Raw genomic sequence first — 26,326 nt, forward strand, 5'->3', positions numbered from 1 at the left:
AAAAGGAGTCTTGCGCCGCTTCTTAACCTGTTGGGCGAAGGCAAGGCAAAGACAGGAGTTATTGATAATTCGACATTCAGTGTCGTATTAGTATTGCCAATTGAACAAAAATGACGCTGAAGATAAAATCTCGTCCGGGTATGACGTATTTTTGATAGTAAGATGAGCCGAACGGCGTTCTGATGCGGTCATGACCGCACTTCGCGCCAGACGCAGCGCCGAACGCGTCCATTCCAGAGCCGGGGCACCAATCCCGCAACTGCCGCCGCGCCGGGTGGAAAATCCCTATCCGCCAATGGCACTGCTGTCCGCCGATCAGGTCGAAGCAATTCACCACGCATCGCTGCATATCCTGGAAAACCTCGGCATCGAGGTGATGAACCGGCGCGCGCTTGGGGTGTTTCAAAGTGCCGGAGCGGATGTCGATCACGGCACCATGACAGTACGGCTCGATCGCGGGCTGGTAGCCGAGGCGCTCAAGACAGCGCCGCCGTCCTACGAACTGGCTTCCCGCAATCCTGCCCGCCAATTGACGTTCGGCGGCAACATCATCAATTTCACGCTCGTTGCAGGGCCACCCAACGTGCACGATTTCGAGCGTGGTCGTCGCGCCGGCAATCTCCGCGACTATCATGAGCTGGTCAGCCTTGCCCAGCATTTCAACTGCATTCACATGCTGGGCAACCAGGTCTGCGCGCCGATCGAATTGCCGGCCAATACGCGTCATCTCGATACCTATTTCGCCAATCTGACGCTGACCGACAAACCATTCCACGTGTCGGCCATCGGCCGGGGCAGGGCGCTGGATGGCATCACGATGATGGCGATTTCGCGTGGGCTCTCTCTCGAGGAAGTTGCCGATGATCCTGGTGTCGGTACCGTCATCTCGGTCAATTCACCGAGGCGCTTCGACGAGATGATGGCGGACGGGCTGATGACCATGGCCGAGTTCGGCCAATCTGCCTGCGTGACCCCGTTCACCCTGATGGGAGCAATGAGCCCGGTGACATTGGCCGGGGCATTGGCGCAACAGAACGCCGAGGCCCTGTTCGGGATCACGCTTGCTCAGCTGGTTCGGCCCGGCTGCCCGGTGGTGTATGGTGCTTTTACCTCCAATGTCGACATGCGCTCGGGCGCGCCGGCCTTCGGCACGCCGGAAAACACCAAGGCCAACATCGCTTCGGGACAGTTGGCACGACGATACAATCTGCCCTACCGAACCACGCCGGGCTCGGCCTCCAACGCCGCCGACGCGCAGGGTGCCTATGAGACGCTGATGGCGTTGTGGGGCGCCGTGCTCGGTCACGGCAATCTCGTCTACCATGCAGCCGGCTGGCAGGAAGGCGGCCTGACTGCTTCCTATGAGAAGTTCATCATCGATATCGAGATGATCCAGCACATGATGGAATTCCTTCGCCCGATCGCCGTCGACGACGGTGAACTGGCGCTGGACGCGCTGGCGGGTGTGCCGACCGGCGGGCATTTCTTTGGCGAGCCGCACACGCTGGAGCGCTACGCCACGGCCTTCTACCAGCCGGCGCTCTCCAACTGGCAGAACTATGAGGCATGGACGGAAGCCGGCGCCCTCGATGCGACGCAGCGTGCGACCGGGCTGTGGAAGAAGGCGCTGGCCGAGTATGTGCAGCCGCCGATGGATGCTGCCCGGCGCGAGGCCCTTGAGGCCTATATGGCCAAGCGCAAGGAAGGGATCGGAGCGGGAGAGCCGTGATCGCCGCGCCGAGTTGTGAAACTGATTCAACGTCCTCCCGTGAAGATTCTCCAACTCCCTACAACTCGTTGAATTGTCAGGAAGAGCAATGAAGTCGCATGCAAGGGTCGTGGTCATCGGAGGCGGTGTCGTCGGCTGCTCGGTGCTGTTCCATCTCGCGCGCGCCGGTTGGACAGACATCGTGCTTGTCGAGAGGGACGAACTGACGTCCGGCTCCACCTGGCATGCCGCCGGGGGCATGCATACGATCAACGGCGACCCCAACGTCGCGAAGCTGCAGAAGTACACGATCAGCCTTTACAAGGAGATCGAGGAGCTGTCCGGGCAGGCGACAGGTGTGCATCTGACCGGCGGTGTTTTCCTTGCGGCCACCGAGGCACGCATGGACTGGCTGCGCAACATGGTGGCCAAGGGACGTTACCTTGGCATCGAACTCGAAGAGATTTCGCCGCGCGAAGCGGCTGCGCTGATGCCGCTCATCGATCCTGGCCAATTCGTTGGGGCCATTCACAACAAGGAGGATGGTCACCTGGATCCCTCCGGCGTCACGCATGCCTATGCCAAGGCGGCGCGCAAGCTGGGAGCGGCAATCGAGCGCTTCACCAAGGTCGAGGATATCGTGCGCCGACCCGACGGGATGTGGCGGGTCATCACCAACAAGGGCGAGGTGGTGGCCGAGCATGTCGTCAATGCCGGTGGCCTGTGGGCGCGTGAAGTCGGCAGGATGGTCGGGCTGGAGCTGCCGGTGCTTGCCATGGAGCACATGTATCTGATCACCGAGGACATGCCCGAGGTCGCAGCCTGGAACAAGAAGACCGGTACCGAGATCATGCATGCCGTCGACTTCGACGGCGAACTCTATTTGCGCCAGGAGCGTGGCGGCATGCTGATGGGGACCTACGAGAAGGCCGGCAAGCCGTGGTCGGAACGGGTGACGCCATGGGACTTCGGCCACGAATTGCTTGAGCCCGATATCGACCGCATCGCGCCGTCGCTGGAAGTGGGGTTCCGGCATTTCCCGGCGTTCCAGAACACCGGCATCAAGCAGATCATCAACGGCCCGTTCACCTTCGCGCCCGATGGCAATCCGCTCGTCGGTCCGGTGCGTGGATTGCCGGGCTTCTGGGCAGCCTGCGGCGTCATGGCGGGGTTCAGCCAGGGCGGCGGTGTCGGCCTAGCCCTCGCGAACTGGATGATGCATGGCGACCCCGGTGCCGACATCTTTGCCATGGACGTCGCGCGCTATGGCGATTGGGCTTCGATGGCCTATACGAACGCCAAGGTGCGCGAGAACTATTCGCGCCGTTTCTCCATTCGTTTCCCGAATGAGGAATTGCCGGCAGCGCGGCGGCTGAAGACCACGCCGATCTACGACCAGCTCGCCGTGCACGGCGCGCAGTTCGGCGCTGCCTATGGGCTGGAAGTGCCGCTCTGGTATGCGCCGGAGGGAGTGCGCGATGAATTCTCCTGGCGGCGTTCGACGGACTTTGAGCACGTTGCCGCCGAAGTAAAGGCCGTTCGCGAGCGCGTCGGGCTGTCCGAGATTTCTTCCTTCGCCAAGTATCGGGTGACGGGGGAGGGTGCGGAGGCCTGGCTCGATACACTGCTTGCCTGCAAACTGCCGGCGCCAGGACGCATCACCCTCGCGCCGATGCTGAAGGAGGATGGCAAGCTGATCGGTGACTTTTCGCTCGCCAATGTCGGTACGGACGGTGATAGGGAATGGTTCATCGCCGGATCAGGCGTTGCAGAACAATACCACATGCGCTGGTTCGAGCGGCATCTGCCCGGCGACGGTTCGGTGCGGATCGAGGCTCTCGGATTGAACCGTGTCGGCCTGTCGATCGCCGGACCGTTTGCGCGGGATGTGCTGGCCAAGGCTACCCATGCCGACGTGTCGCCTGCTGCCTTCAAATTCATGGACATCAGGCATTTCGATATTGGCATGGCACCATGTCTGGTCGGTCGTGTGAGTTACACCGGTGATCTCGGCTACGAAATCTGGATGGCGCCGGAACACCAGCGCCATGTCTTTGAAACGCTGCTGTCGGCGGGTGAAGAATTCGGCATCGGGCTGTTCGGTTCGCGCGCGCTCAATGCGCTGCGACTGGAGAAGAATTATGGATCGTGGGCACGGGAGTACCGACCGATCTATGGACCTCTGGAGGCTGGGCTTGACCGCTTCGTCGCGTATTCGAAACCTGCGGAGTTCATCGGCAAGAAAGCTGTTGCGGCCGAGCGTGCGTCCGGCGGAAAGTTGAGGCTGCGGAGCTTTGTCGTGGATGCCGTCGATGCGGATGTGATCGGAGACGAGCCGATCTGGCATGGCGGTGCGGTTCGCGGGTGGGTGACCTCCGGAGGCTACGCACACCATTCCGGCACGTCGGTGGCTATGGGCTATGTGCCGAAGGAGATCGCGGACGAAAGCGGCGGCTTCGAGATTGAATATCTTGGCCGTCGCCATGCTGCCCGCATGCAGCCGGTGCCGCTGTTCGACGGCAATCAGGAACGACTGCGCGGGTAGCCATGTCAGCAGGAGGCGTATTGCATCTCCTGCTGGCGTTGTCGCTCAGCGGCTCGGCGCGAGGAGCGCAAAGTAAGCTCCCTGCGGATCCGTACATTGCACGATCCATTGGCCGTTGGGTACTTCCATAGGTCCCATGACGACCTTGCCACCGTGGTCGGTCACGCGTTTGGCGGCTTCGTCGATGCCGTCGACATTGAAGTAGAACAACCAGACCGGCACGGGGATCTGTTCCGGTTTGTTCATCATGCCGCCTGCACGCTCTCCACCGACTGAAAAGAGCTGATAGATGCCCATGGGACCCATATCGAAGGGCTCGTCCTTCACCCAGCCGAACTGGTCTGAGTAGAAGTCGAAGGCCTTCTGCCAATCGCTGGTGTAGAGTTCATGCCAACCGACATGGCCCGGCGTGTTCAGCGGGACCGGCGGCTGGTCGGGACCGTTCGGTTCCAGGAACATGAACGCCGCCCCTTGCGGATCGGCTACCACGGCAAAACGGCCGACGCCGGGGATATCATCGACCGGTCGATGGACAACTCCACCGGCACCCTTCAAGGCCGTGACCGAAGCATCGATATCCTTGGTGGGGAAGTAACCCATCCAGGCTGTCGGAACGCCCATCCTCGCGGCCTCTTCCGGCAGTGTCATCAAGCCGCCGACGCCGCGATCGCCTGCATTGACGACGATGTAGCGCGGCGAACCAGGCGCCTTGTCGAATGGTTCGGCTCGCCAGCCGACCACAGCGGTATAGAAGGCCTCCGCGGCATCGAGGTCGGTCGTCATCAACTCGTACCAGAAGAAGGATTTCGCGGAATTGGGCATGTCATTCTCCCTTGTGTTCCCGGGCTGTCTACGCCGGCTGTCGGATCATGATTTTCCTGCCGGCAATCATAAGACGAAGACGCGGACGCAATTTCGACAGCGGTCAAGAAATTTTCCGCAGCGCAGCAAATACTCGAGCTAAATCATGACAATAAAAGTCATGTTATTTTCTAGTCTTTTCAGGCCTTTAACTCGAAAATTGACCAATTGATAAAAAAATAAAACGTGCTAGCCTTCCCTCAAAACCACAACAATGGGGAACCGGAATGACGACTGGTCATTTCAAGGAAGGCATAGCCGGCGGCCGGCTTTCGCCCGATGTTTATGCCGACAATTTTTCCGACCTGCATCCACCACTCGATCATCATGAAGCGCTGGTTGAATCCGACCGCTGCTATTTCTGTTATGATGCACCGTGCATGCAGGCCTGCCCGACATCCATCGACATCCCGATGTTCATCCGGCAGATTTCGACCGGCAATGCGCTCGGTTCCGCCAAGACCATCTTCGACCAGAATATCCTTGGCGGCATGTGCGCCCGTGTCTGCCCGACAGAGACGCTGTGCGAGGAAGTCTGTGTGCGCGAGACCGCTGAGGGCAAGCCGGTGCAGATCGGCCGGCTGCAGCGCTACGCCACGGACGTGGCGATGGAGGAGGGCAAGCAGTTCTACAGCCGCGCGAAGTCGACAGGCAGGAAAGTCGCTGTCGTCGGTGCCGGGCCTGCCGGGCTCGCCGCCGCACACCGGCTCGCGCGCCATGGCCATGACGTGACCGTGCTCGAGGCAAAGCCGAAATCGGGCGGCCTGAATGAATATGGCATCGCCGCCTACAAGAGCGTCGACGATTTCGCCCAGGCCGAAGTCGACTATGTGACCGCGATCGGCGGCATCACGATCGAGAACGGCAAGGCATTGGGCCGCGACTATCAGCTTTCCGAACTCACCAGGCAGTACGATGCCGTGTTCCTCGGCATGGGGCTGGGTGGGGTCAACGCGTTGCGGGCCGACGGCGAGGACAGCGACGGTGTCGCCAATGCGGTCGACTTCATCGCGGAGCTGCGACAGGCGAGTGATCTCGGCAGCCTGCCGGTTGGTCGCCGCGTTGTCGTCATCGGTGGCGGCATGACCGCCGTGGATGCAGCCGTGCAGTCGAAACTGCTCGGCGCCGAAGAGGTGACGATCTGCTACCGCCGCGGCAAGGAAGACATGAACGCCTCGGAATTCGAGCAGGATCTGGCCGCCGCCAACGGGGTCACCATCCGGCACTGGCTGCAGCCGAAGAAAGTCATCGCTGACGGCAGCAAGGCGATTGCGATCGAACTCGAATACACTGCGATGAAAGGCGACAAGCTTGTCGGCACCGGCGAAACGCTGAGGCTCGCCGCCGACCAGGTGTTCAAGGCGATCGGCCAGTCCTTCGTGCCGGCGGCATTGAACGGCAGTGGTCAGGCAATCGCGCTGGAGAATGGCCGCATCAAGGTCGACGGCGAAGGTCGCACTTCGCTGGCCAAGGTCTGGGCCGGTGGCGACTGTGTCGTCGACAGCCGCGAGGACCTCACCGTCTCGGCTGTCGCAGCAGGGCGCGACGCAGCCGAGAGCATCCATCGGACATTGATGGGCTGACGATGATCCGGCTGTCTCCCCACAAGGCGAATTCCTTGGATCTGTGGGGTGACGGCGACGAGATCGAGATGATCGAGGCCATTGAACGGGCCTTTGCCATCAGGTTCGAAAATGCGGAAGCGGAGCAGCTCGTTACAATGGGACAGCTGTTTGATCTGGTGAAATCGAAGCTCGGCAAACAAGGCGCCGAGGCGATCACCGATGACGCGCTTTGGACCGGACTCGTCAGGCACGCCCGTGAGGCCGGCGCGGATCCGCGCCGTACCGTCGATCGCAACACAACATTCTTTTCCCGAAACGCGGAGTAAGAAGCCATGGCGGACATCCGCAACAATTTCGTCGGCATCAAATCACCCAATCCGTTCTGGCTGGCGTCAGCGCCGCCGACCGACAAGGCCTACAATGTCGAGCGCGCCTTCAAGGCAGGCTGGGGCGGCGTGGTCTGGAAGACATTGGGCGAGGAAGGCCCGCCGGTGGTCAACGTCAACGGGCCGCGCTATGGCGCGATCTGGGGCGCTGACCGCCGGCTGCTCGGCCTCAACAACATCGAACTGATCACCGACCGCGACCTGCAGACCAACCTGCGTGAAATGAAGCAGGTGAAGAAGAACTGGCCGGACCGTGCGCTGATCGCCTCGATCATGGTGCCCTGCGTCGAGGACAGCTGGAAGGCGATCCTGCCGCTTGTGGAAGAAACCGAAGCCGACGGCATCGAGCTGAACTTCGGCTGCCCCCACGGCATGAGCGAACGCGGCATGGGTGCCGCGGTCGGCCAGGTCCCGGAATATATCGAGATGGTGGTGCGCTGGTGCAAGCAGTACTCACGCATGCCGGTGATCACCAAGCTGACGCCGAACATCACCGACATCCGCAAGCCGGCACGGGCAGCCAGATCGGGCGGCACCGATGCGGTGTCCCTCATCAACACCATCAACTCGATCACCTCCGTCAATCTCGACAGCTTCTCGCCGGAGCCCTCGATCGACGGCAAGGGCAGCCATGGCGGCTATTGCGGTCCAGCGGTGAAACCGATCGCGCTGAACATGGTCGCCGAGATCGCGCGTGATCCAGAAACGCATGGCCTGCCTATCTCCGGGATCGGTGGTATCACCACCTGGCGCGACGCGGCCGAGTTCCTGGCCCTGGGGGCCGGCAACGTACAGGTCTGCACGGCGGCGATGACCTACGGTTTCAAGATCGTGCAGGAAATGATCGCCGGCCTGGAAAACTGGATGGACGAGAAGGGGCACAGGTCGCTCGACGATATCATCGGGCGCGCGACCCCGAATGTCAGCGACTGGCAGTATCTCAACCTCAACTATATCGCCAAGGCACATATCGACCAGGACGCCTGCATCAAATGCGGCCGCTGCCACATCGCCTGCGAAGACACGTCACACCAGGCGATCACCTCGATGGTCGATGGCGTCCGCCATTTCGAAGTGATGGAGGACGAGTGCGTCGGCTGCAACCTCTGTGTCAATGTCTGCCCGGTCGATGGCTGCATCACCATGGTGCCGCTGGCTGCCGGGACGCTCGACCAGCGCACCGGCAAGACGGTCGAGCCGGTCTATGCCAACTGGACGACGCATCCCAACAACCCGATGGCCAAGGTTGCCGCCGAATAGGCGCAGACGAGCAACAAAAAGGCGGTGCAGCGATGCACCGCCTTTTTCATCGCTCTATTGACGATAAGAAATATCCACGATAATAAATATCCATGATTAAGGAGAGGCGAGCATGAAGCTGAGCGAAGGCGTAGAAGCGGCGATCCATTCCGCTGCCATGCTCGCCGGGGTCGAGGGCGGAGCAACCATGCCGGCCTCCGCGCTGGCTGAAGCTTTCGGTCTTTCACCCAGCTATCTGCTCAAGCATCTGCAGGCGTTGACGGCTGCCCGCATCCTCGAATCCGTACCTGGCCCGTCCGGCGGATATCGCCTGGCGCGTGTACCGGAGAAGATCTCGCTGCTCGACATCGTGCTGGCCGTCGAAGGTCCGCGCCCCGCATTCAGATGCGGCGAAATCCGCCGCAACAGTCCCGCGAGGATCGATGCCTCGGCTTATGTGCAGCCTTGCGGAATCAATGCCGCGATGCTGCGCGCCGAGCGTGCCTATCGAGCGGCACTCGCCGCGGAAAAACTCTCCGACATCGTCACCGAATTCATGGCTGATGCCGACTCACGTGTCGTCCACGCCGCCTGCGCCTTTGCCGCGCAGCATGCCCGGCCGCAAAAATCCGCCTCCCGATCATAACCATGAAACCCAGGAAAGGACCGACCATGCAACCCAGGTTAGATTTCTTCGCCGAGGCTCCTCAGCTGATGAAATACGTCGCCAGCCTCAACAGGGCGGTGGAAGAAAGCGGGATCGACAAGGGTCTTCTGCATCTCGTCAAGCTGCGTGCCTCCCAGATCAACGGCTGTTCCTATTGCGTGGAGATGCACAGCCGAGAGGCCCGCGAGGACGGCGAGAGCGAGCAGCGTCTCTATCTTGTCGCAGCCTGGAAGGAATCGCCGCTGTTCAGCGAACGCGAGCGCATGGCGTTCAAATGGGTGGAGACGGTGACCAGGATTGCCGATGCCGGCGTGCCGGACGAACTCTACCAGGAGGGGCTCAAGCATTTCTCAAAGGAAGAACTGGTCAAACTGACAGTCGCGGTCTCCATGATCAACACCTGGAATCGGCTGTGCGTGACGTTCCACGCCATCCATCCGGTGCCGACTGCCAAGGCTGCCTGATATCGGAGCTATGGTTCGAAAGGGTGCAGGTGATGCGCCCTTTTTCTATTGGGGATCAAGATGATGCTTGCTGATTTTCATAAAGAGATTCTGTTTGTTGGCCGTTTGCTGCTGGGAGGAGCCTTCATTTTCGCGGGCTTGCGCAATATCCAGAACCGGGCATTCGTGGCGCAACTCATGAGCGCGCGCGGCGTGCCGCAGGCGCCGGCCGTTCTTTGGCTCGGTATTGTGGTGCAGGTTGCCGCCGGTATCCTGCTGATAGCGGGCGTCTGCACCGCGGCCTCAGCGACGCTGCTGTTGCTGTTCCTGATCGCGGCCACGCCCATGTTCCACAATTTCTGGGACTACCAGCCGGGGCCGGACCGCGTCGCAAAGATCAACGGCGTCGTCGGCAATGTCGCGCTGGCCGGCGCCATCCTGGCGCTGATCGCAAATTCGCTGCAGGCTTGACCGCATGCCGGGAGAACGCTTCAAGGTCGAGGCTAATTCCAGCAAAAGTGCGTAGCGGTTTTGCGTCCGGAATTGCGTCAAAACAAGGCACTGTGCACGGTGCTGATTCGAACGCCTGGGGGATGGATGGCATGGAAACCTTGATGCTGATCGGACGCTGCATCTTTGGCGCGTTCTTCCTGATCGCGGGCATCCGTAACATCGCCCGTTTCAACGAACGCAGGTCCGGCGCCACCAATTACGGGTGGCTGCTGCCGGCACCCGTAATGGCTGCCGGCTTTGCGGTTCAGCTGATCGGTGGCCTGCTGCTCATCCTGGGTTTCTGGGTCGTTCCGGCGGCGCTGGCGCTGATCGTCTTCCTGGCGCTGGCGACCGCGCTCTACCACAATCTGTTTCTGTTCCAGGGGCAGCAGCGCGACCCGCACGTCTATTTCACGCTGGTCAACATCACGCTGGCCGGTGGTCTCCTGATGGTCATTGCCGGCGCTTGCTGATGCCTACAATTTGCTCTCGGCTGGCAGGCTCTTGTCCTTCCTGCAGGTTGCGAGCGGCAGGGTCTTGCCGCCAGTTATGCTCTTTACCGTCCTGGTCGCCGGGTCGGTGATGAGCTTCACACAGGCGCAGCCATAGCCATAGTTGCCATTGGAATTGACGTATTGGGTCGGATCGAAATCCGGCAGTTTATCCATGCCGGCGGCCACGGCACCTTCGGCATTGCCTTGCGTTGCGAATACCCACATCGCGTCCTTGTCGACCAGCCACCAGTTGCCGGGTGTCGGATTGACCAACCAGCCACAACGGTTTTCCGCCTGTCCGGCTGCGCTTTTGTCGCCGGAAGCAGTTGACGCGGATGCGCTGGCGCAGCGCTTGTAGAGCACCGATTTGCCCATGCCGAACCCTTCCGGATTGTAGAGCATCTGGTCCTTGTCGTCGGCATATTCGAAGTTGTCGACGTTGCCTTCCTGCCTGTAGTGGATGGCGCCGTAGCCACGCGGGCTTTCCTTCGGTGTGAAGAAGACGGCCTGAGCTTGCTGTCCTTTGTATTGCAGCGTTTTGGCGGTGAAGGTGACCGTGTTGCCGCCGCACCTGCCAGCCTCGGCCCACGTGCCTTGTGCGGCAGCCGGAACCTTCGTTTCGGCGGCTGAAGCCGGTGCCACCAAGGAAGAGGCTATGGCCAGGCTGGCGGCGAGCAGTGTCAGGCGCATCATTTTCCCCCTATATGCACGGCCGCTAATTCTGCATGCGGGCAGATTGGGTGCAAGGCGAGAAGCACGCTTTCTCAGGCGAGATGCAGGCGTTCGATGACCTGATCCGCTTCTTCGGTGGGGATATCGCCAATGTCGATGACGATGCCGGCCTCGTCCGGTTGCAGGGGCTGCAATGTCGCGAGCTGGGAATCGAGCAGGCTGGCTGGCATGAAATGACCCTTGCGGGCCTTCATGCGCTCCATGAGGAGTTCGCGGGAGCCGGAAAGGTGGGCAAAGGCGACGACGCCTTTTGGGCTCTTGCCTCGCAGGATGTCGCGATAGGATCGTTTGAGCGAGGAACAGGTGACGAGGGCGGGACGCCCGGACTGGATGCGGCCCTCGATCCAGCGTGCAATGGCCTCCAGCCAGGGCCGGCGGTCGTCGTCGTCGAGCGGGATGCCATGGCTCATCTTGTCGACATTGGCCTTCGGATGCAGCTCGTCGCCCTCGAGCAGATCCCAATGCAGTCGCTCCGCCACCAGGCCGGCAATCGTCGATTTGCCGCAACCCGATACGCCCATGACGATGACGACGAGAGGCGTCACAGGAATGCTCCGAGGATGAGGACGCCGATCAGGCCGCAGACGGAAATGATGCACTCCATCATCGTCCAGGTCTTGAGCGTCTGGCCGATGTCCATGTTGAGATAGCCTTTCACCAGCCAGAAGCCGGCATCGTTGAGATGCGAGAGGAAGAGCGAGCCGGAGCCGATGGCAAGAACCATAAGTGCGCCCTGGGCAGGAGGCAGCCCGGCCGCGACCGGCGCCAGGATGCCGGCCGCTGTCACCGTCGCGACGGTTGCCGAGCCGGTGGCGACGCGCACCAGCACCGCGACAAACCAGGCCAGGAACATCACCGGCAGGCCGCTGCCGGTGATCGCATTGGCGATGACCGCGCCGATACCTGTGTCGACCAGGACCTGCTTGAAGCCGCCGCCGGCACCGACCACGAGAAGGATGCCTGCGATGGGTCCAAGCGAGCTTTCGAGACTGTGAGCTACGGCGGCCTTGGGCATCCGGAACATCAAGGCGCCGGCAATCACGGCAATTCCCAATGCGATCAGCGGCTCGCCCAGAACGTGCAGGGCAGATGGAAGCAGGGCCTTGGAGCCGGGCGCAACGATTTCCGATATCGCGCGGGCGAGCATGAGCACGACGGGAAGCAGGATCGCGGCGACCGCGGTGGCAAAGCTCGGCTGTGAGGACGCGTCGAACCGGGTCCCGCCTGCCTGTCCGAACAATTCCGGTGTCGGCACTTTGACCCAGCGATCAGCGATGGTGGCGAAGATCGGTCCGCTGATGATGACGGTCGGTATGGCGATGAGCACGCCGAGGCCGAGCGTCAGGCCGAGGTTGGCACCAAGCGTGCTGACTGCGACGAGCGGCCCGGGGTGCGGTGGCACGAGGCCGTGCATGGCCGAAAGTCCGGCGAGCGTGGGAATGGCGATCTTGACGATGGACTGGCCGGACCGCTGGCTGACCAGCAGGATAACCGGCATCAGCAGCACAAGGCCGATCTCGAAGAACATAGGCAAGCCGATGATGGCGCCGACCAGTCCCATCGTCCACGGCAACATCTCGGGCCTGGACCGTCCCACCAGCGTGTCGACGATACGGTCGGCGCCGCCGGAATCAGCCAGCAGCTTGCCGAACATCGCCCCCAGTCCCATCAGGAGGCCGACACCGGCCATGGTCGTGCCGAAGCCCTTGGTGAAGGATGCGACCGAAGCTGCGGCGCCAAGATTGGCGCCGAGACCGACGCCGAGCGCGCCGATGGACAGCGACAGGAAAGGATGGAGCTTCAGCCAACTTATCAGGAGGACGATGGCGGCGATGCCGGCCAGTGCGGCAACGATCAGTTGGGCATCGCCAGCGGTGGCAGCGTGTTCCATGCAGTGTCCTCCATGCCCCCAGGCGCATTACTTCGCACGATTGCCGGCAAGGTCAACGGCACGGGGGTAAGTTTCCACTTGCTGTGGAAAGAGAAGGTAAGAGACTGAAACGACGGCAGGAGTCAGCCGGCGATGTTCTTCGGCTTCAGCCCGTCGAGGAAAAGCTGCTCCAGGAAGCGCGCCGCATCTTCGAAGCGGCCGTCGCCGCCAAGGTCGGGTCCAAGCACCGCGCGCACCTGCACGTCGAAATCGGCGTAGTGCTGCGTGGTGGCCCAGATCGAGAAGATCAGGTGCCAGGGGTCGGTGCGGACGATCTTGCCGGCGCGCATCCAGCCCTTGATGATGGTGACCTTCTCCTCAACGAGGCTTTTCAGCTCGCCTTCCAGCAGCGGCATGATGCGCGGAGCGCCTTGCAGGATCTCGTTGGCGAACAGCCGGCTCTCGCGCGGATAGTCACGTGCCATCTCCAGCTTGCGGCGGATGTAGCTGCGCAGTTCCGTCAGCGGGTCGCCGACATCGTCGAGTTCGCGCAGCGGTCCCAGCCAGGTGTCGAGCAGGCGCTGGATCAGCGTTTCGTGGATTTCTTCCTTGCGGCGGAAATAGTAGAGCAGATTCGGTTTCGACATGCCCGCCGCTTCGGCGATCTGGTCGATCGTCGCACCACGGAAGCCGTGGGTCGAGAACACTTCGAGCGCGGCTTCGAGGATCAGCTCGCGCTTTTCCTGCTGGATACGGGTGCGGCGAGGGGCTGGGGCGTTCATGTCGTCAGAAGCCCTTTGCAAGACAAGGCGTTCAGGGTGAACTGGACCAATTGTCTGGACCAGTTTTTGCTGGGCTGTGGAGCGCGCTTCGAATGCGGCATTTCCGCTAGTAATCCCTTGACCGTCACCATGGCGGTGCTAACGTTTGTCCATCCGGTCAAAAATTTGCGTAGCATGAAAATGCGCCGAAGACCAAGCGTTGGCCGCACCGAAACGAAGCAGTGAAAGGAAAGGCTTGGTCATGTCCAATCGGCTCAAGGTAACGCCGAACGATCTCAGTGCATTCTGGATGCCGTTTACGGCGAACCGGCAGTTCAAGCAGGCGCCCCGCATGCTGGTGGCAGCCAAGGACATGCACTACACGGCTTCCGACGGTCGCAAGATCCTCGATGGCACCGCCGGCCTGTGGTGTGTCAACGCCGGCCATTGCCGTCCGAAGATCACCGAGGCGATCCAGAACCAGGCTGCGGAACTCGACTACGCACCTGCCTTCCAGATGGGCCATCCGATCGTGTTCGAACTGGCGAACCGGCTGGTCGACATCGCGCCCAAGGGCATGGACCATGTCTTCTTCACCAATTCCGGTTCGGAATCGGTCGACACCGCGCTCAAGATGGCGATCGCCTATCATCGCGCCAAGGGCAACGGTTCGCGCTTCCGCCTGATCGGCCGCGAGCGTGGCTATCACGGCGTCAACTTCGGCGGCATCTCGGTCGGCGGTATCGTCAACAACCGCAAGATGTTCGGCACGCTGCTGACCGGCGTCGACCATCTGCCGCACACCCACCTGCCGGAAAAGAACGCCTTCACCAAGGGCGTGCCGGAACATGGCGCTGAGCTTGCCGACGAACTGGAACGCATCGTTGCCTTGCACGATGCTTCGACCATCGCCGCCGTCATCGTCGAGCCGGTTGCCGGTTCGACCGGCGTCATCCTGCCGCCGAAGGGCTATCTGCAGCGCCTGCGCGAAATCTGCACCAAGCACGGTATCCTGCTGATTTTCGACGAAGTCATCACCGGCTTCGGTCGCCTCGGCGCACCATTCGCCGCCGATTATTTCGGCGTGACGCCAGACATCATCACCACAGCCAAGGGCGTGTCGAACGGCGTCATCCCGATGGGCGCGGTGTTCGTGACCAAGGAAATCCACGACACGTTCATGAACGGCCCCGATCACATGATCGAGTTCTTCCATGGCTACACCTATTCGGGCAATCCGATCGCCTGTGCCGCAGCACTCGGCACGCTGGACACCTACAAGGAAGAGGGTCTGCTGACCCGCGGTGAAGAACTTGCACCCTATTGGGAAGATGCATTGCATTCGCTCAAGGGGGAACCGAACGTCATCGACATCCGCAACATCGGCCTGATCGGCGCCATCGAACTCGCGCCGATTGCCGGTCAGCCGACCAAGCGTGCGTTTTCGGCCTTCGTGAAGGCCTTCGAACGCGGCGCGCTCATCCGTACCACCGGCGACATCATTGCGCTGTCGCCACCGCTCATCATCACCAAGGGCCAGATCAACGAACTGATCGACCACGTGCGCGAGGTTTTGAGAGCCGTAGACTAAGGCGCAAGCCAAACGTTGCGGCCGGCGTCGGGAACCGCCGGCCGCAACGCTGAAAGACAATGAGAGGACCATAATGGCCGCACCCGGCGAGAATTTGCGCATCAATCCCGATCGTCTGTGGGACAGTCTCATGGAGATGGCCAAGATCGGGCCGGGCGTTGCCGGCGGCAACAATCGCCAGACCCTGACCGATGAGGACGGGGAGGGGCGGCACCTCTTCAAGCGCTGGTGCGATGCCGCAGGCCTCGAGACCGGCATCGACAAGATGGGCACCATGTTTGCCCGTCGCGAGGGCACGGACCCAGATGCGCTGCCGGTCTATGTCGGCTCCCATCTCGATACGCAGCCGACCGGCGGCAAATATGACGGCGTGCTCGGTGTGCTTGCCGGGCTGGAAGTCGTCCGCACGCTGAATGATCTCGGCATCAGGACCAAACATCCGATCGTCGTCACCAACTGGACGAATGAGGAAGGCGCGCGGTTTGCGCCGGCAATGCTGGCGTCCGGCGTCTTTGCCGGCGTGCATACGCTGGATTATGCCTATTCGCGCAAGGATCCCGACGGCAAGAATTTCGGCGATGAATTGAAGCGCATCGGTTGGCTAGGCGATGAAGAGGTCGGCGCGCGCAAGATGCACGCCTATTTCGAATATCACATCGAGCAGGGGCCGATCCTCGAAGCCGAAAACAAGCAGATCGGTGTCGTCACCCACGGGCAGGGCCTGTGGTGGCTGGAATTCACTTTGACCGGCAAGGAGGCGCACACCGGTTCGACGCCGATGAACTTGCGCGTCAATGCCGGGCTTGCCATGGCACGTATCTTCGAGATGGTGCAGAAAGTGGCGATGGACAACCAGCCTGGCGCCGTCGGTGGCGTCGGCCAGGTCAAGTTCTCGCCCAACTCACGCAATGTGCTCCCTGGCACCGTCGTCTTCACCGTCGACATCCGTTCGCCCGAACAGGCGAAGCTCGATCGGATGCGCGCAGCAATCGAGACCGATGCAGCGCGGATCGCCAGGGAACTGGGTGTCGGCTGCTCGGTCGAGGCAGTCGGTCATTTCGATCCGGTCACCTTCGATCCGACGCTGGTCGCCCGGGTGCGCTCGGCAGCGGAGAAGCTCGGCTATTCGCACATGAACATCATTTCCGGGGCGGGCCATGACGCCTGCTGGACGGCGAGGGTTGCGCCTTCCACGATGGTGATGTGTCCTTGCGTCGACGGGCTTTCGCACAATGAGGCCGAAGACATCTCGAAGGAATGGGCCGCTGCCGGTTGCGACGTGCTGTTCCATGCGGTGGCTGAGACTGCGGAGATCATCATCTAGGAGGGCAATACCGGGGGCATGGACGTCGATACACTCCTCAACGGGGTCATCAGACTCTCGAACTTCATGACATCGCGGCTGGTCGTGGCGGGAGTGGTTTTCTACGTGCTTTCGGGCTTTCTCACTGTCGGTAGCGTTTCGGAGGGGTTCTTGCCCAATGTCGATCTGGTGAACAACGTGGTGGAGAACTACCAGCGTATTTTCGACATTCTCGGTGTCTCGGATTTCGCGCTGCTTTTGATCCTGTTCGTGTTCTTGACGACGATCCATATTGTCTACGTCGCGTTCGAGGCGATCGGGAAGTACCTGCCGCCTGCGATTGTCCCGGTGTCCGGATGGCTGGCGCTCGACGACCTGACCTTGAAGGCTTTCGAGGTGCTGCGTGACGCCCGCGGCGAAGAGCATACGGACGAAGAAAACCAGCGCCTCTATGAATTCAAGCGGAAGCTTCGCGAGATGGACCAGGAGAGCAAGGAGAAGTATCGCGAGCGGCTGGAGGGGACTTATTCCACCTTCAGGATCGCGAAGACCTTCGTGCTCTTCTCCGTCGGAGCGTTGATATACGCGTGGTTTGCCGGCTACGGCGGAAGCATGAATCTGCTGCTGGTGATCCTCGCTTTCTCGGTCCTGCTTTCGCTGGTTTCCGGCTTCTCCATCTATCGCACCCATCATGTGCGGGTGACGAGGCTCTATCGGGACGTGGTGGGCGAGATCATCGAATTCTCGCGCGTGTGGGTGACACCGGAATATCAAGAAAAGCTGATCGGAATCTGCGCCTCGGAAAGGCAGTTACCGCATGTTTCGCTGGAAGTCGTCGTGCCGGTCTATGGCACACTCGACGCTTTCCTGGCGGATGTGCGCAAACTCAAACGCAGAACGACAAAAAGCCTAGTTTCAGGAGCGGAACAATGACCAGAGTGATCAGGAACGGCACCATCGTCACGGCCGACCGGACGTGGAAGGCCGATGTGCTGATCCAGCACGGCAAGATCGTCGCGATCGGCCAGAACCTGCATGGCGACCATGAGTTCGATGCCACCGGCTGCTATGTCATGCCGGGCGGCATCGACCCGCACACCCATCTCGAAATGCCTTTCATGGGCACCTATTCGGCCGACGATTTCGAAAGCGGCACGCGCGCAGCCCTGTCGGGCGGTACTACCATGGTGGTCGATTTCTGCCTGCCGGCGCCGCAGCAGTCGCTGCTCGAAGCGCTGCAGATGTGGGACAACAAGACATCCAAGGCCGCCTGCGACTTCTCCTTCCACATGGCCGTCACCTGGTGGGGCGAGCAGGTCTTCAACGAGATGAAGTCCGTCGTCGACAAGGGCATCACCTCGTTCAAGCACTTCATGGCCTACAAGGGCGCATTGATGGTGGACGACGACGAGATGTATGCGTCGTTCCAGCGCTGCGCCGAACTGGGCGCGCTGCCGCTGGTGCATGCCGAGAACGGTGACGTGGTTGCGGCGCTGTCGCAGAAGCTGCTGGCTGCCGGCAACAACGGGCCTGAGGCTCACGCCTATTCACGCCCACCGGAGGTCGAAGGCGAGGCCACCAATCGTGCCATCATGATCGCCGACATGGCTGGCGTGCCGCTTTATGTCGTGCACACATCCTGCGAGCAGGCACATGAAGCGATCCGGCGCGCACGCCAGAAAGGCATGCGAGTCTATGGCGAACCGCTGATCCAGCACCTCGTGCTCGATGAGACCGAGTATTTCAACAAGGACTGGGACCATGCCGCGCGCCGCGTGATGAGCCCGCCCTTCCGCAACAAATTGCACCAGGATTCGCTGTGGGCCGGCTTGCAGGCGGGATCGTTGCAGGTGGTTGCTACCGACCACTGCTCGTTCACCAGCCAGCAGAAACGTTTCGGTGTCGGCGATTTCACCAAGATCCCGAACGGAACCGGCGGACTGGAAGACCGCATGCCGGTGCTGTGGACGGCGGGCGTGAACACGGGCCGGCTGACCATGAACGAGTTCGTGGCGGTGACCTCCACCAACATCGCCAAGATCCTCAACATGTATCCTCGGAAGGGCGCCATCGTTGAAGGCGCGGATGCCGATATCGTGGTGTGGGATCCGAAACGCAAGAAGACGATCTCGTCGAAAAGCCAGCAGTCGGTGATCGATTACAATGTGTTCGAGGGCTACGAGGTGACGGGCCTGCCGCGCTTCGTCTTCTCGCGCGGCGAACTCACCATCCAGGAAGCCGAGGTGAAGACCAAGGCCGGCCATGGCGAATTCGTGGCGCGCGAACCCAACGGGGCCGTCAACCGGGCGCTGTCGACCTGGAAGGAGATCACCTCGCCGCGCAAGGTGGAGCGCACCGGCATTCCTGCGACGGGGGTGTGAGCTTGCGGCGGCTTTTCCTTGTCGCAGCAGCCGTGTTCGTGGCGGCGCCGGTTTTCGCAGCCGGCATCGATCTTGCGAAACCCTATGGCAACAAGTCGGGCTGCATCAACAGGAATGGGCAGCAGGTCTATGCCGAGGATATGCTGCTGGTCACCAGGACCGATCTGGTAACGGCGGCCAGCGCGTGTACCATCAAGGAGACCAAGGCGAACAGCGATGGCTCCCTGCTTCTGAAGACCGAATGCGAGGCCGAAGGCGAAGAGGGCAAGGCGCCGGCGGATTTCGTTATCAAACCAAGCCCGAAAAACAAAAAGAAGCTCATCGTGACCGATGATAGCGGCTTCGTCATGGGGGAAGTGTCACAGTGCAAATGACTGCCGTAAAGCCAGCCGTCGTCGCGGCAAGCAAACTCGGCCTTACCTTCCAGACCAATGATGGACCGGTCCAGGCGCTTTCCAATGTCGATCTCACCATCGGAAAGGGTGAATTCGTCTCCTTCATCGGGCCTTCGGGTTGCGGCAAGACGACCTTCCTGCGCGTCATCGCCGACCTGGAAAAACCGACCTCCGGCTCGATCACCGTCAACGGCATGACCCCTGAACAGGCCCGCGAAAAGCGGGCCTATGGTTATGTGTTCCAGGCGGCTGCGCTGTTTCCGTGGCGAACGATCGAGCGTAACGTCGCATTGCCGCTGGAAATCATCGGCCTGCCCAAGGCCGAGCAGGCTCAGCGCATCAAACGCACGATGGAACTGGTCAACCTGGCCGGCTTCGAGAAGAAGTATCCCTGGCAATTGTCCGGCGGCATGCAGCAACGCGCCTCGATCGCCCGTGCACTCGCTTTCGACGCCGACCTTCTCCTGATGGACGAGCCGTTCGGAGCCCTGGACGAGATCGTGCGTGACCACCTCAACGAGCAATTGCTGCAGTTGTGGGCTGCCACCAACAAGACCATCTGTTTCGTTACCCATTCCATTCCGGAGGCGGTTTATCTCTCGACCCGCATCGTGGTGATGTCACCGCGCCCTGGCCGGGTCACCGATGTGATCGAGTCGACGCTGCCGCGCGAGCGTCCGCTGGATATTCGCGAGACGCCGGAGTTCCTGGCCATTGCAGCGCGGGTCCGTGATGGACTGCGCGCCGGTCATTCCTACGAGGACTGACCGGGCATGGATTCGTTTCGCTCCAAGATCATCCCGGTCACCACGATACTCCTGATCATCGTCGCCATCTGGTATGTCGGCGCCGTCTGGATGAACGCACCATTCCAGCGCGACATGGACAGCCGCAACAATGTCGTGCCTGGCACGATGGAATTCATCGGCAAGACGCTGTCGCAACCCAAGCCAACGCTGCCGGCACCGCATCAAGTGGCGCAGAACTTCTTCGAGAACACCTTTGCGCGGAAGATCACGAGCAATCGCAGCCTGGTCTACCATGCCTGGGTGACGCTCTCCTCGACGCTGCTTGGCTTTGCTTTCGGTACCGTGCTGGGCATCGTGATAGCCGTCGGCATCGTGCATGTGACGACGCTCGACCGTAGCCTGATGCCGTGGATCATCGCCTCGCAGACCATTCCGATCCTGGCGATCGCGCCGATGGTGATCGTGGTCCTGGCTGCCGTCGGCATCACCGGCCTGATCCCGAAGGCATTGATCTCGACCTATCTTTCCTTCTTCCCCGTTGCCGTCGGCATGGTGAAGGGCCTGCGCTCGCCCGAGCTGATGCATCTCGACCTGATGCACACCTACAATGCCAGCCGTTCGCAGACGTTCTGGAAGCTGCGCGTGCCGGCATCGGTACCGTTCCTGTTCGCCTCGATGAAGGTTGCGGTGGCGGCAAGTCTTGTCGGTGCCATCGTCGGCGAGTTGCCGACGGGTGCGGTTGCGGGCATCGGCGCCAAGCTGCTCGCCGGCGCCTATTACAGCCAGACCATTGACATATGGTCGGCGCTGGTGGCGGGGTCGGTGGTTGCGGCACTTCTGGTCGCACTGGTCGGTCTTGCCGGCCGTCTCGTCGACCGCGCCATGGGCGGGAGGCCAGCATGATGAGCTTGAGGCCATCCTGGCAGGCTGTGCTTGCAATCGTGCTGTGCCTGGCGGCGGCGGTCTGGGGCGCCATGAGCGTGCCGGAGGCGGCGGCCTGGACGCAGCCGACAGCGACGATCGACTATCCCTATATGGGCACCAAAGGGCTCATGTACGGCGTTGCCATTGTTGCGGCGTTGCTGTCCATGTTTGTGGGTGTTCCTGCGTTGCAGGCGGCCATCCTGTTCATTGGCTCGACGGCGGCGGCATTGATGCTGGTGCGTGGTATCGCCGGTTTCGAGGGTACCGCGCTGGCGCCGTATTTCCTGCTGCTAGCCGCCACCTGGTTGCTTGGCTGGCGCTGTGTAGCAGTGCTGTCATCGATCAGGTCGTCGCAACGCTGGATGTCGACCGCGTTGAAACTGGCCGTTCCAGCATTGTTCGGCATTTGGATCCTGGTTTTGTGGGAAGCCATCACGCGGGGTGCCGGCATCCCGTTCATCCTGCTGCCGCCGCCGAGCTCTGTGGGTGTGCGCATCGTCAATTCGCTGCCGGTGCTCTGGGCCGATGTGAACCAGACCATCTTCCGCTCGGTGCTGATCGGCTATGTGCTCGGCTGCGGCAGTGGTTTCATCGCAGCCATCCTCGCCGACCGCTTCGTTTTCCTGCGGCGCGGGCTGATCCCGATCGGCAACATGGTCTCCGCGCTGCCGATCATCGGCGTGGCGCCGATCATGGTGATGTGGTTCGGTTTCGACTGGCACTCGAAGGCGGCCGTCGTCGTCATCATGACCTTCTTTCCGATGCTGGTGAACACGGTGGCCGGCCTTGCTGCTTCCGGGCACATGGAGCGCGACCTGATGCGCACCTATGCCTCGAACTACTGGCAGACACTTGGCAAGCTCAGGCTGCCGGCAGCGGCACCGTTCATCTTCAATGCGCTGAAGATCAACTCCACGCTGGCGCTGATCGGCGCCATCGTCGCCGAGTTCTTCGGCACGCCGGTGGTCGGCATGGGCTTCAGGATATCGACCGAGGTCGGCAGAATGAATGTCGACATGGTCTGGGCCGAAATCGCAGTTGCAGCGCTCGCGGGTTCGGTTTTCTATGGCGTGGTCGCGCTCATCGAACGGGCAGCCACGTTCTGGCATCCGTCTGTCCGGGGAGGCTAGAGCATGATCCCGAACCGAAGGTCAGCGAAGCAAAAAGTTGCAGACTTTTCGGATGAAGATCATGCGGCCAAAAAGGTCGGCGGAGAAGAACAAGAAGGGTTTGGGTTCAACTTCAGAGGGTAAGAACATGAAAAGAACGATTGTTTCGATGCTGGCGGCCGGCATGTCGCTGATCGCTTTCCAGGCGATGGCCGAAGACAAGGTGACGCTGCAGCTCAAATGGGTCACGCAGGCACAGTTCGCCGGCTACTATGTTGCCAAGGACAAGGGCTTCTACAAGGAAGAAGGGCTCGATGTCGAAATCAAGCCGGGCGGCCCGGATATCGCGCCGGAGCAGGTGATCGCCGGCGGTGGCGCCGACGTCATCGTCGACTGGATGGGTGGTGCTTTGGCAGCGCGCGAAAAAGGCGTCGGGCTGGTCAACATAGCGCAGCCCTTCAAGAAGGCCGGCATGGAACTGGTCTGTCCCAAGAACGGACCGATCAAGACCGAAGCCGACTTCAAGGGACGCACGCTGGGTGTCTGGTTCTTCGGCAATGAATATCCGTTCTATGCCTGGATGAACAAGATCGGCCTGAAGACGGAAGGCGGTCCGGACGGCGTAACGGTGCTGAAGCAGAGCTTCGACGTGCAGCCGCTGATCCAGAAGCAGGCCGATTGCATCTCGGTGATGACATACAACGAATACGGACAGGTGCTCGACGCTGGTTACAAGCCAGAGGATCTCATTGTCTTCAACTACACCGCGATGGGCAACGACCTGCTTGAAGACGGGCTCTATGCGCTCGAGGACAAGTTGAAGGATGCGGCCTTCGAAGACAAGATGGTGCGTTTCGTACGCGCCTCGATGAAGGGTTGGAAATACGCGACGGAGAACACCGACGAAGCGGCCGACATCGTCGTGGAGAATGGCGGTCAGGACGAAAACCACCAGAAATTCATGATGAAGGAAGTGGCGAAGCTCATCGACAACGCCGATGGCAAGCTGATCCCGGAAGCCTATGAGCGCACTGCCAAGGCGCTGCTCGACCAGAAGATCATCACCAAGCAGCCCGAAGGCGCCTACACGACCTCGATCACCGACAAGGCGATCAAGTAACGGGTTGTCTTCTGAGGAGTTCGAAAGGGGCAGGAAACTGCCCCTTTTTTGTTTTCCGGCTGGCTGCGCCGAGGCGCTTCGAACCGTGAAAGGTAGCCTAGCGCTGTTCGCGAATGTCGGTCAGCGTCCGGGCCGGGGTGATGGCCTCGGGGTCGAGCTGCACCTCGATGATGGAGGGCTTGCCACTGGAGCGCGCGCGTTCGAAGGCGGGAGCAAACTCTTCCGTCTTCACCACGGTCTCGCCGTGACCGCCATAGGCGCGGGCAAGCGCCGCGAAATCCGGGTTCCTGAGATCGGTGCCTTCGACACGGCCGGGATATTCGCGCTCCTGGTGCATGCGGATGGTGCCGTAGATGCCGTTGTTCACCACGACGGTGATGATCGGCAGGTCGTACTGTACGGCTGTGGCGAATTCCTGCCCATGCATCATGAAGCAGCCGTCACCGGCGAAGCAGACGACTTCACGTTCCGGAAACACGCTCTTGGCCGAGACTGCCGCCGGCAGGCCATAACCCATCGAACCGGAGGTCGGGGCGGCTTGTGTGCCGTAACGGCGGAAACGATGGAAGCGATGCACCCAGGTGGCGTAGTTGCCGGCGCCGTTGGTCAAGATGGCGTCCTCGGGCAGCACGCTTTCGAGATAGTCCATGATCGGACCCATCTGCACGGCCCCTGGGCCGGTTTTCGGGGTCGTCGACCATGCGAGGTAGTTGTCATGCAGCCTTGCGGTTTCAGCTGTCCATGCAGGCGCGGTCTTCGGCTGGCGCTTGGCAAAGGCTTCGACGAAGGCTGCCGGCGAGGCGTTGATGGCCACAGTCGGGCGGTAGACGCGGCCAAGCTCGTTGGGGTCGGCGTGCACGTGCACCAGCGTCTGGTCGGGGTAGGGGCTCTTCAGGATGGTGTAGTCGGACGAGGGCATCTCGCCCATGCGTCCACCGAGCAGCAGGACGAGATCAGCTTGCTTGATGGCCTCCGCCAGCTTCGGATTGATGCCGATGCCGACGTCGCCGGCATAGCTGGGGTGCTGGTGATCGAACAGCATCTGGCGACGGAATGAGCATCCGACCGGTAGCGCCCAGGTCTCGGCGATGGATTGCATCCGGGCGACGGCATCGGCGTTCCAGCGCGTGCCGCCGAGGATGACGAACGGGCGCCTGGCTGCGTTGAGCAATGCCTCCAGCCGGTCGAGTTCGGCGTCTCCCGGTCGGGTCTCCACGGGTGTTGCCGGAAGTGCCTGCGGTGCTTCCACTTCGCTGACCAGCATGTCTTCCGGCAGCGATATCACGACAGGACCGGGTCGCCCCGAAGTCGCGACAGCAAAGGCACGGGTGACCAGTTCGGGGATGCGTTCGGCGCGGTCGATCTCGACCACCCATTTGGCGATGTCGCCGAAGAAGCGCTTGTAGTTCACCTCCTGGAAGGCTTCGCGCTCCCGTGCATGACCGGCGATCTGGCCGATGAACAGGATCATCGGGATGGAATCCTGCATGGCGATGTGCACGCCGGCCGACGCGTTGGTGGCGCCGGGGCCGCGCGTGACGAAGCAGATACCGGGCTTGCCGGTGAGGCGACCCTGGCAGTCTGCCATCATCGCCGCGCCGCCTTCCTGGCGGCAGACGATGGTACGGATCGGGGAGTCATAAAGCGCGTCGAGTACGGCGAGGTAGCTCTCGCCAGGAACGCAGAAAATGCGATCGACGCCATTGGCTTCCAGCGCCTCGACGATCAGCTTACCACCGGTCTTCATGGGTCCCGTCACTCCAGTTCGGCAAGAATTTCAGCGGTGTGTTCGCCGAGACGCGGCGAGGGGCGATCATAAACGAGCGGCGTGCCCGGCATCACCATCGGCGCGCGCACGGATGGCAGCGTGTTGCCGCGGCCATCGTCGAGGTCCAGCCGCATGCCGCGTGCGATCGCCTGCGGATCGTCGAACATCTGGCCGATGTCGTTGATCGGGCTCGCCGGTACGCCGGTTGCTTCCAGTCTGGCCAGGAGATCGTCGCGCGTGAACTTCACAAGTGCGGCCAGCATGTATTCGCGCAGCCTGACGCGATTGGCGACGCGGGCGGCGTTGGTGGCGAAATCGGGATCGGTCGGCAGGCCATCCAGTCCAGCCACGGCGCAGAACTTGCCGAACTGGCTGTCATTGCCGACGGCCAGGATGAAATGGCCGTCGGAGACCGGCAGCACCTCGTAGGGCGCGATGTTGGGATGCGCATTACCCATGCGCTTGGGTGGCGTGCCTGACACCAGGAAATTGAGGTTCTGGTTGGCGAGCACCGAGATCTGGGAGTCGAACAGTGCCATGTCGACGTGCTGGCCTTCGCCGGTTGCTTCCGCATGACGCAATGCGGCCTGGATGGCGATGACCGAATAAAGCCCGGTGAAGATATCGGTGACGGCGACGCCGACCTTCTGCGGTTCCCCGTCGGGGGCACCGGTGATCGACATCAGGCCGGACATGCCCTGGACGATGAAGTCGTATCCGGCACGCGGAGCATAAGGCCCCGATTGGCCGAAGCCGGTGATGGAGCAGTAGACCAGCTTGGGATTGATCGCCTTCAGGCTTTCATAGTCGAGACCGTATTTCTTCAGACCGCCCAGCTTGAAGTTCTCGATCAGGACATCGGCCTTGGCGACCAGCTTGCGCACGGTCTCCGCCCCCTCCGGTGTCGAGAAATCGACGGCGATGGAACGCTTGCCGCGGTTGCAGGCGTGGTAGTAGGCGGCGGACAGGTTCTCGCCGTCCTTGCCCTTGACGAAGGGTGGTCCCCACTTGCGGGTATCATCACCTTCGGGGCTTTCCACCTTGATGACGTCGGCGCCGAGATCGGCCAGCATCTGCCCGGCCCATGGACCGGCGAGGATGCGGGCGAGTTCGATGACACGCACGCCTTTCAGAGGGGGATTGGCCATGAAGCACCGAAGTTCTGTTTGGTTGGGCAGGCTCTAGCAACCCTGACGGGTCCTGTCACGGTTCTTGCGATGGAC

The 26,326-nt window shown here is 61.5% G+C and carries 25 protein-coding genes; 18 read left to right on the forward strand and 7 right to left on the reverse strand.

Translation table 11 applies throughout. The features are described from left to right. Positions 1–190: 190 nt before the first annotated feature. Together C1M53_RS21910 and C1M53_RS21915 are read left to right on the forward strand one after the other, a co-directional pair. Entirely contained in the window at positions 191–1,729 is a 1,539-nt protein-coding gene (locus tag C1M53_RS21910) for a trimethylamine methyltransferase family protein (protein WP_129414157.1), read from the forward strand. A gap of 88 nt (positions 1,730–1,817) precedes the next feature. After that, positions 1,818–4,253, forward strand: coding sequence for an FAD-dependent oxidoreductase (locus C1M53_RS21915; RefSeq protein ID WP_129414158.1), 2,436 nt, complete (start codon positions 1,818–1,820; stop codon positions 4,251–4,253). Between the two features lie 45 nt (positions 4,254–4,298). On the opposite strand, the gene C1M53_RS21920 is transcribed toward C1M53_RS21915, so the two are convergent. After that, positions 4,299–5,075, reverse strand: a complete 777-nt coding sequence (locus C1M53_RS21920) for a VOC family protein (protein ID WP_129414159.1) — start codon at positions 5,073–5,075, stop codon at positions 4,299–4,301. Positions 5,076–5,341: 266 nt separating this feature from the next. On the opposite strand from C1M53_RS21920, the gene C1M53_RS21925 reads away from it, so the two are divergent. From C1M53_RS21925 to C1M53_RS21955, 7 genes are all read left to right on the forward strand, one after another. Next, positions 5,342–6,697: an NAD(P)-dependent oxidoreductase gene (locus tag C1M53_RS21925; protein WP_129414160.1), complete on the forward strand. Its 1,356-nt coding sequence runs from the start codon at positions 5,342–5,344 to the stop codon at positions 6,695–6,697. 35 nt (positions 6,698–6,732) lie between these two features. After that, positions 6,733–7,005: a hypothetical protein gene (locus tag C1M53_RS21930; RefSeq protein ID WP_129414161.1), complete on the forward strand. Its 273-nt coding sequence runs from the start codon at positions 6,733–6,735 to the stop codon at positions 7,003–7,005. Positions 7,006–7,011: 6 nt separating this feature from the next. After that, positions 7,012–8,325 carry an NAD-dependent dihydropyrimidine dehydrogenase subunit PreA gene (gene preA / locus C1M53_RS21935; protein WP_129414162.1) on the forward strand — a complete coding sequence of 438 codons (1,314 nt, stop codon included), beginning with the start codon at positions 7,012–7,014 and terminating at the stop codon, positions 8,323–8,325. Between the two features lie 112 nt (positions 8,326–8,437). Then, a complete protein-coding gene (locus tag C1M53_RS21940; RefSeq protein WP_129414163.1) occupies positions 8,438–8,950 on the forward strand; it encodes an Rrf2 family transcriptional regulator in 513 nt (170 codons plus the stop codon). Between the two features lie 26 nt (positions 8,951–8,976). Then, positions 8,977–9,435 (forward strand): carboxymuconolactone decarboxylase family protein, encoded by a 459-nt coding sequence (locus C1M53_RS21945; RefSeq protein ID WP_129414164.1) that lies wholly within the window; start codon positions 8,977–8,979, stop codon positions 9,433–9,435. Positions 9,436–9,498: 63 nt separating this feature from the next. Continuing rightward, positions 9,499–9,885, forward strand: a complete 387-nt coding sequence (locus C1M53_RS21950) for a DoxX family protein (RefSeq protein WP_129416306.1) — start codon at positions 9,499–9,501, stop codon at positions 9,883–9,885. Positions 9,886–10,016: 131 nt separating this feature from the next. Further along, complete coding sequence (locus C1M53_RS21955; protein WP_165358211.1) at positions 10,017–10,379, forward strand: DoxX family membrane protein; 363 nt, start codon at positions 10,017–10,019, stop codon at positions 10,377–10,379. A 3-nt stretch (positions 10,380–10,382) separates the two neighbouring features. On the opposite strand, the gene C1M53_RS32205 is transcribed toward C1M53_RS21955, so the two are convergent. The 4 genes from C1M53_RS32205 to C1M53_RS21975 form a co-directional block, all read right to left on the reverse strand. After that, positions 10,383–11,093 (reverse strand): DUF4087 domain-containing protein, encoded by a 711-nt coding sequence (locus C1M53_RS32205; RefSeq protein WP_245488240.1) that lies wholly within the window; start codon positions 11,091–11,093, stop codon positions 10,383–10,385. 71 nt (positions 11,094–11,164) lie between these two features. Beyond that, positions 11,165–11,677, reverse strand: a complete 513-nt coding sequence (locus C1M53_RS21965) for a gluconokinase (RefSeq protein WP_245488241.1) — start codon at positions 11,675–11,677, stop codon at positions 11,165–11,167. Then, positions 11,674–13,023 (reverse strand): gluconate:H+ symporter, encoded by a 1,350-nt coding sequence (locus tag C1M53_RS21970; protein WP_129414166.1) that lies wholly within the window; start codon positions 13,021–13,023, stop codon positions 11,674–11,676. The genes C1M53_RS21965 and C1M53_RS21970 overlap by 4 nt, the downstream gene beginning before the upstream one ends. Before the next feature lie 122 nt (positions 13,024–13,145). Continuing rightward, positions 13,146–13,784 carry a TetR family transcriptional regulator C-terminal domain-containing protein gene (locus C1M53_RS21975; RefSeq protein ID WP_129414167.1) on the reverse strand — a complete coding sequence of 213 codons (639 nt, stop codon included), beginning with the start codon at positions 13,782–13,784 and terminating at the stop codon, positions 13,146–13,148. A 241-nt stretch (positions 13,785–14,025) separates the two neighbouring features. Between C1M53_RS21975 and C1M53_RS21980 the strand changes: the two genes are divergently transcribed. From C1M53_RS21980 to C1M53_RS22020, 9 genes are all read left to right on the forward strand, one after another. Continuing rightward, positions 14,026–15,354, forward strand: coding sequence for an aspartate aminotransferase family protein (locus C1M53_RS21980; RefSeq protein WP_129414168.1), 1,329 nt, complete (start codon positions 14,026–14,028; stop codon positions 15,352–15,354). A 73-nt stretch (positions 15,355–15,427) separates the two neighbouring features. Beyond that, positions 15,428–16,678 carry a Zn-dependent hydrolase gene (locus tag C1M53_RS21985; RefSeq protein WP_129414169.1) on the forward strand — a complete coding sequence of 417 codons (1,251 nt, stop codon included), beginning with the start codon at positions 15,428–15,430 and terminating at the stop codon, positions 16,676–16,678. 18 nt (positions 16,679–16,696) lie between these two features. Continuing rightward, complete coding sequence (locus tag C1M53_RS21990) at positions 16,697–17,590, forward strand: hypothetical protein (RefSeq protein ID WP_129414170.1); 894 nt, start codon at positions 16,697–16,699, stop codon at positions 17,588–17,590. After that, positions 17,587–19,038: a dihydropyrimidinase gene (gene hydA, locus C1M53_RS21995; protein ID WP_129414171.1), complete on the forward strand. Its 1,452-nt coding sequence runs from the start codon at positions 17,587–17,589 to the stop codon at positions 19,036–19,038. The genes C1M53_RS21990 and hydA overlap by 4 nt, the downstream gene beginning before the upstream one ends. Before the next feature lie 2 nt (positions 19,039–19,040). Beyond that, positions 19,041–19,412 carry a hypothetical protein gene (locus tag C1M53_RS22000; protein ID WP_245488242.1) on the forward strand — a complete coding sequence of 124 codons (372 nt, stop codon included), beginning with the start codon at positions 19,041–19,043 and terminating at the stop codon, positions 19,410–19,412. Beyond that, a complete protein-coding gene (locus C1M53_RS22005) occupies positions 19,409–20,200 on the forward strand; it encodes an ABC transporter ATP-binding protein (protein ID WP_129414172.1) in 792 nt (263 codons plus the stop codon). The genes C1M53_RS22000 and C1M53_RS22005 overlap by 4 nt, the downstream gene beginning before the upstream one ends. 6 nt (positions 20,201–20,206) lie before the next feature. Further along, positions 20,207–21,085: an ABC transporter permease gene (locus C1M53_RS22010; protein WP_129414173.1), complete on the forward strand. Its 879-nt coding sequence runs from the start codon at positions 20,207–20,209 to the stop codon at positions 21,083–21,085. After that, complete coding sequence (locus C1M53_RS22015) at positions 21,082–22,236, forward strand: ABC transporter permease (RefSeq protein WP_129414174.1); 1,155 nt, start codon at positions 21,082–21,084, stop codon at positions 22,234–22,236. The genes C1M53_RS22010 and C1M53_RS22015 overlap by 4 nt, the downstream gene beginning before the upstream one ends. A gap of 127 nt (positions 22,237–22,363) precedes the next feature. Next, complete coding sequence (locus C1M53_RS22020; RefSeq protein WP_129414175.1) at positions 22,364–23,335, forward strand: ABC transporter substrate-binding protein; 972 nt, start codon at positions 22,364–22,366, stop codon at positions 23,333–23,335. A gap of 97 nt (positions 23,336–23,432) precedes the next feature. Here the strand turns inward: C1M53_RS22020 and C1M53_RS22025 are convergent, their stop codons facing one another. Together C1M53_RS22025 and C1M53_RS22030 are read right to left on the reverse strand one after the other, a co-directional pair. Continuing rightward, positions 23,433–25,082: a thiamine pyrophosphate-binding protein gene (locus tag C1M53_RS22025; protein WP_129414176.1), complete on the reverse strand. Its 1,650-nt coding sequence runs from the start codon at positions 25,080–25,082 to the stop codon at positions 23,433–23,435. An 8-nt stretch (positions 25,083–25,090) separates the two neighbouring features. Beyond that, positions 25,091–26,251 (reverse strand): CaiB/BaiF CoA-transferase family protein, encoded by a 1,161-nt coding sequence (locus C1M53_RS22030; protein ID WP_129414177.1) that lies wholly within the window; start codon positions 26,249–26,251, stop codon positions 25,091–25,093. Between the last annotated feature and the right edge of the window lie 75 nt (positions 26,252–26,326).

The sequence above is a fragment of the Mesorhizobium sp. Pch-S genome, from assembly GCF_004136315.1.
Classification (GTDB): domain Bacteria; phylum Pseudomonadota; class Alphaproteobacteria; order Rhizobiales; family Rhizobiaceae; genus Mesorhizobium.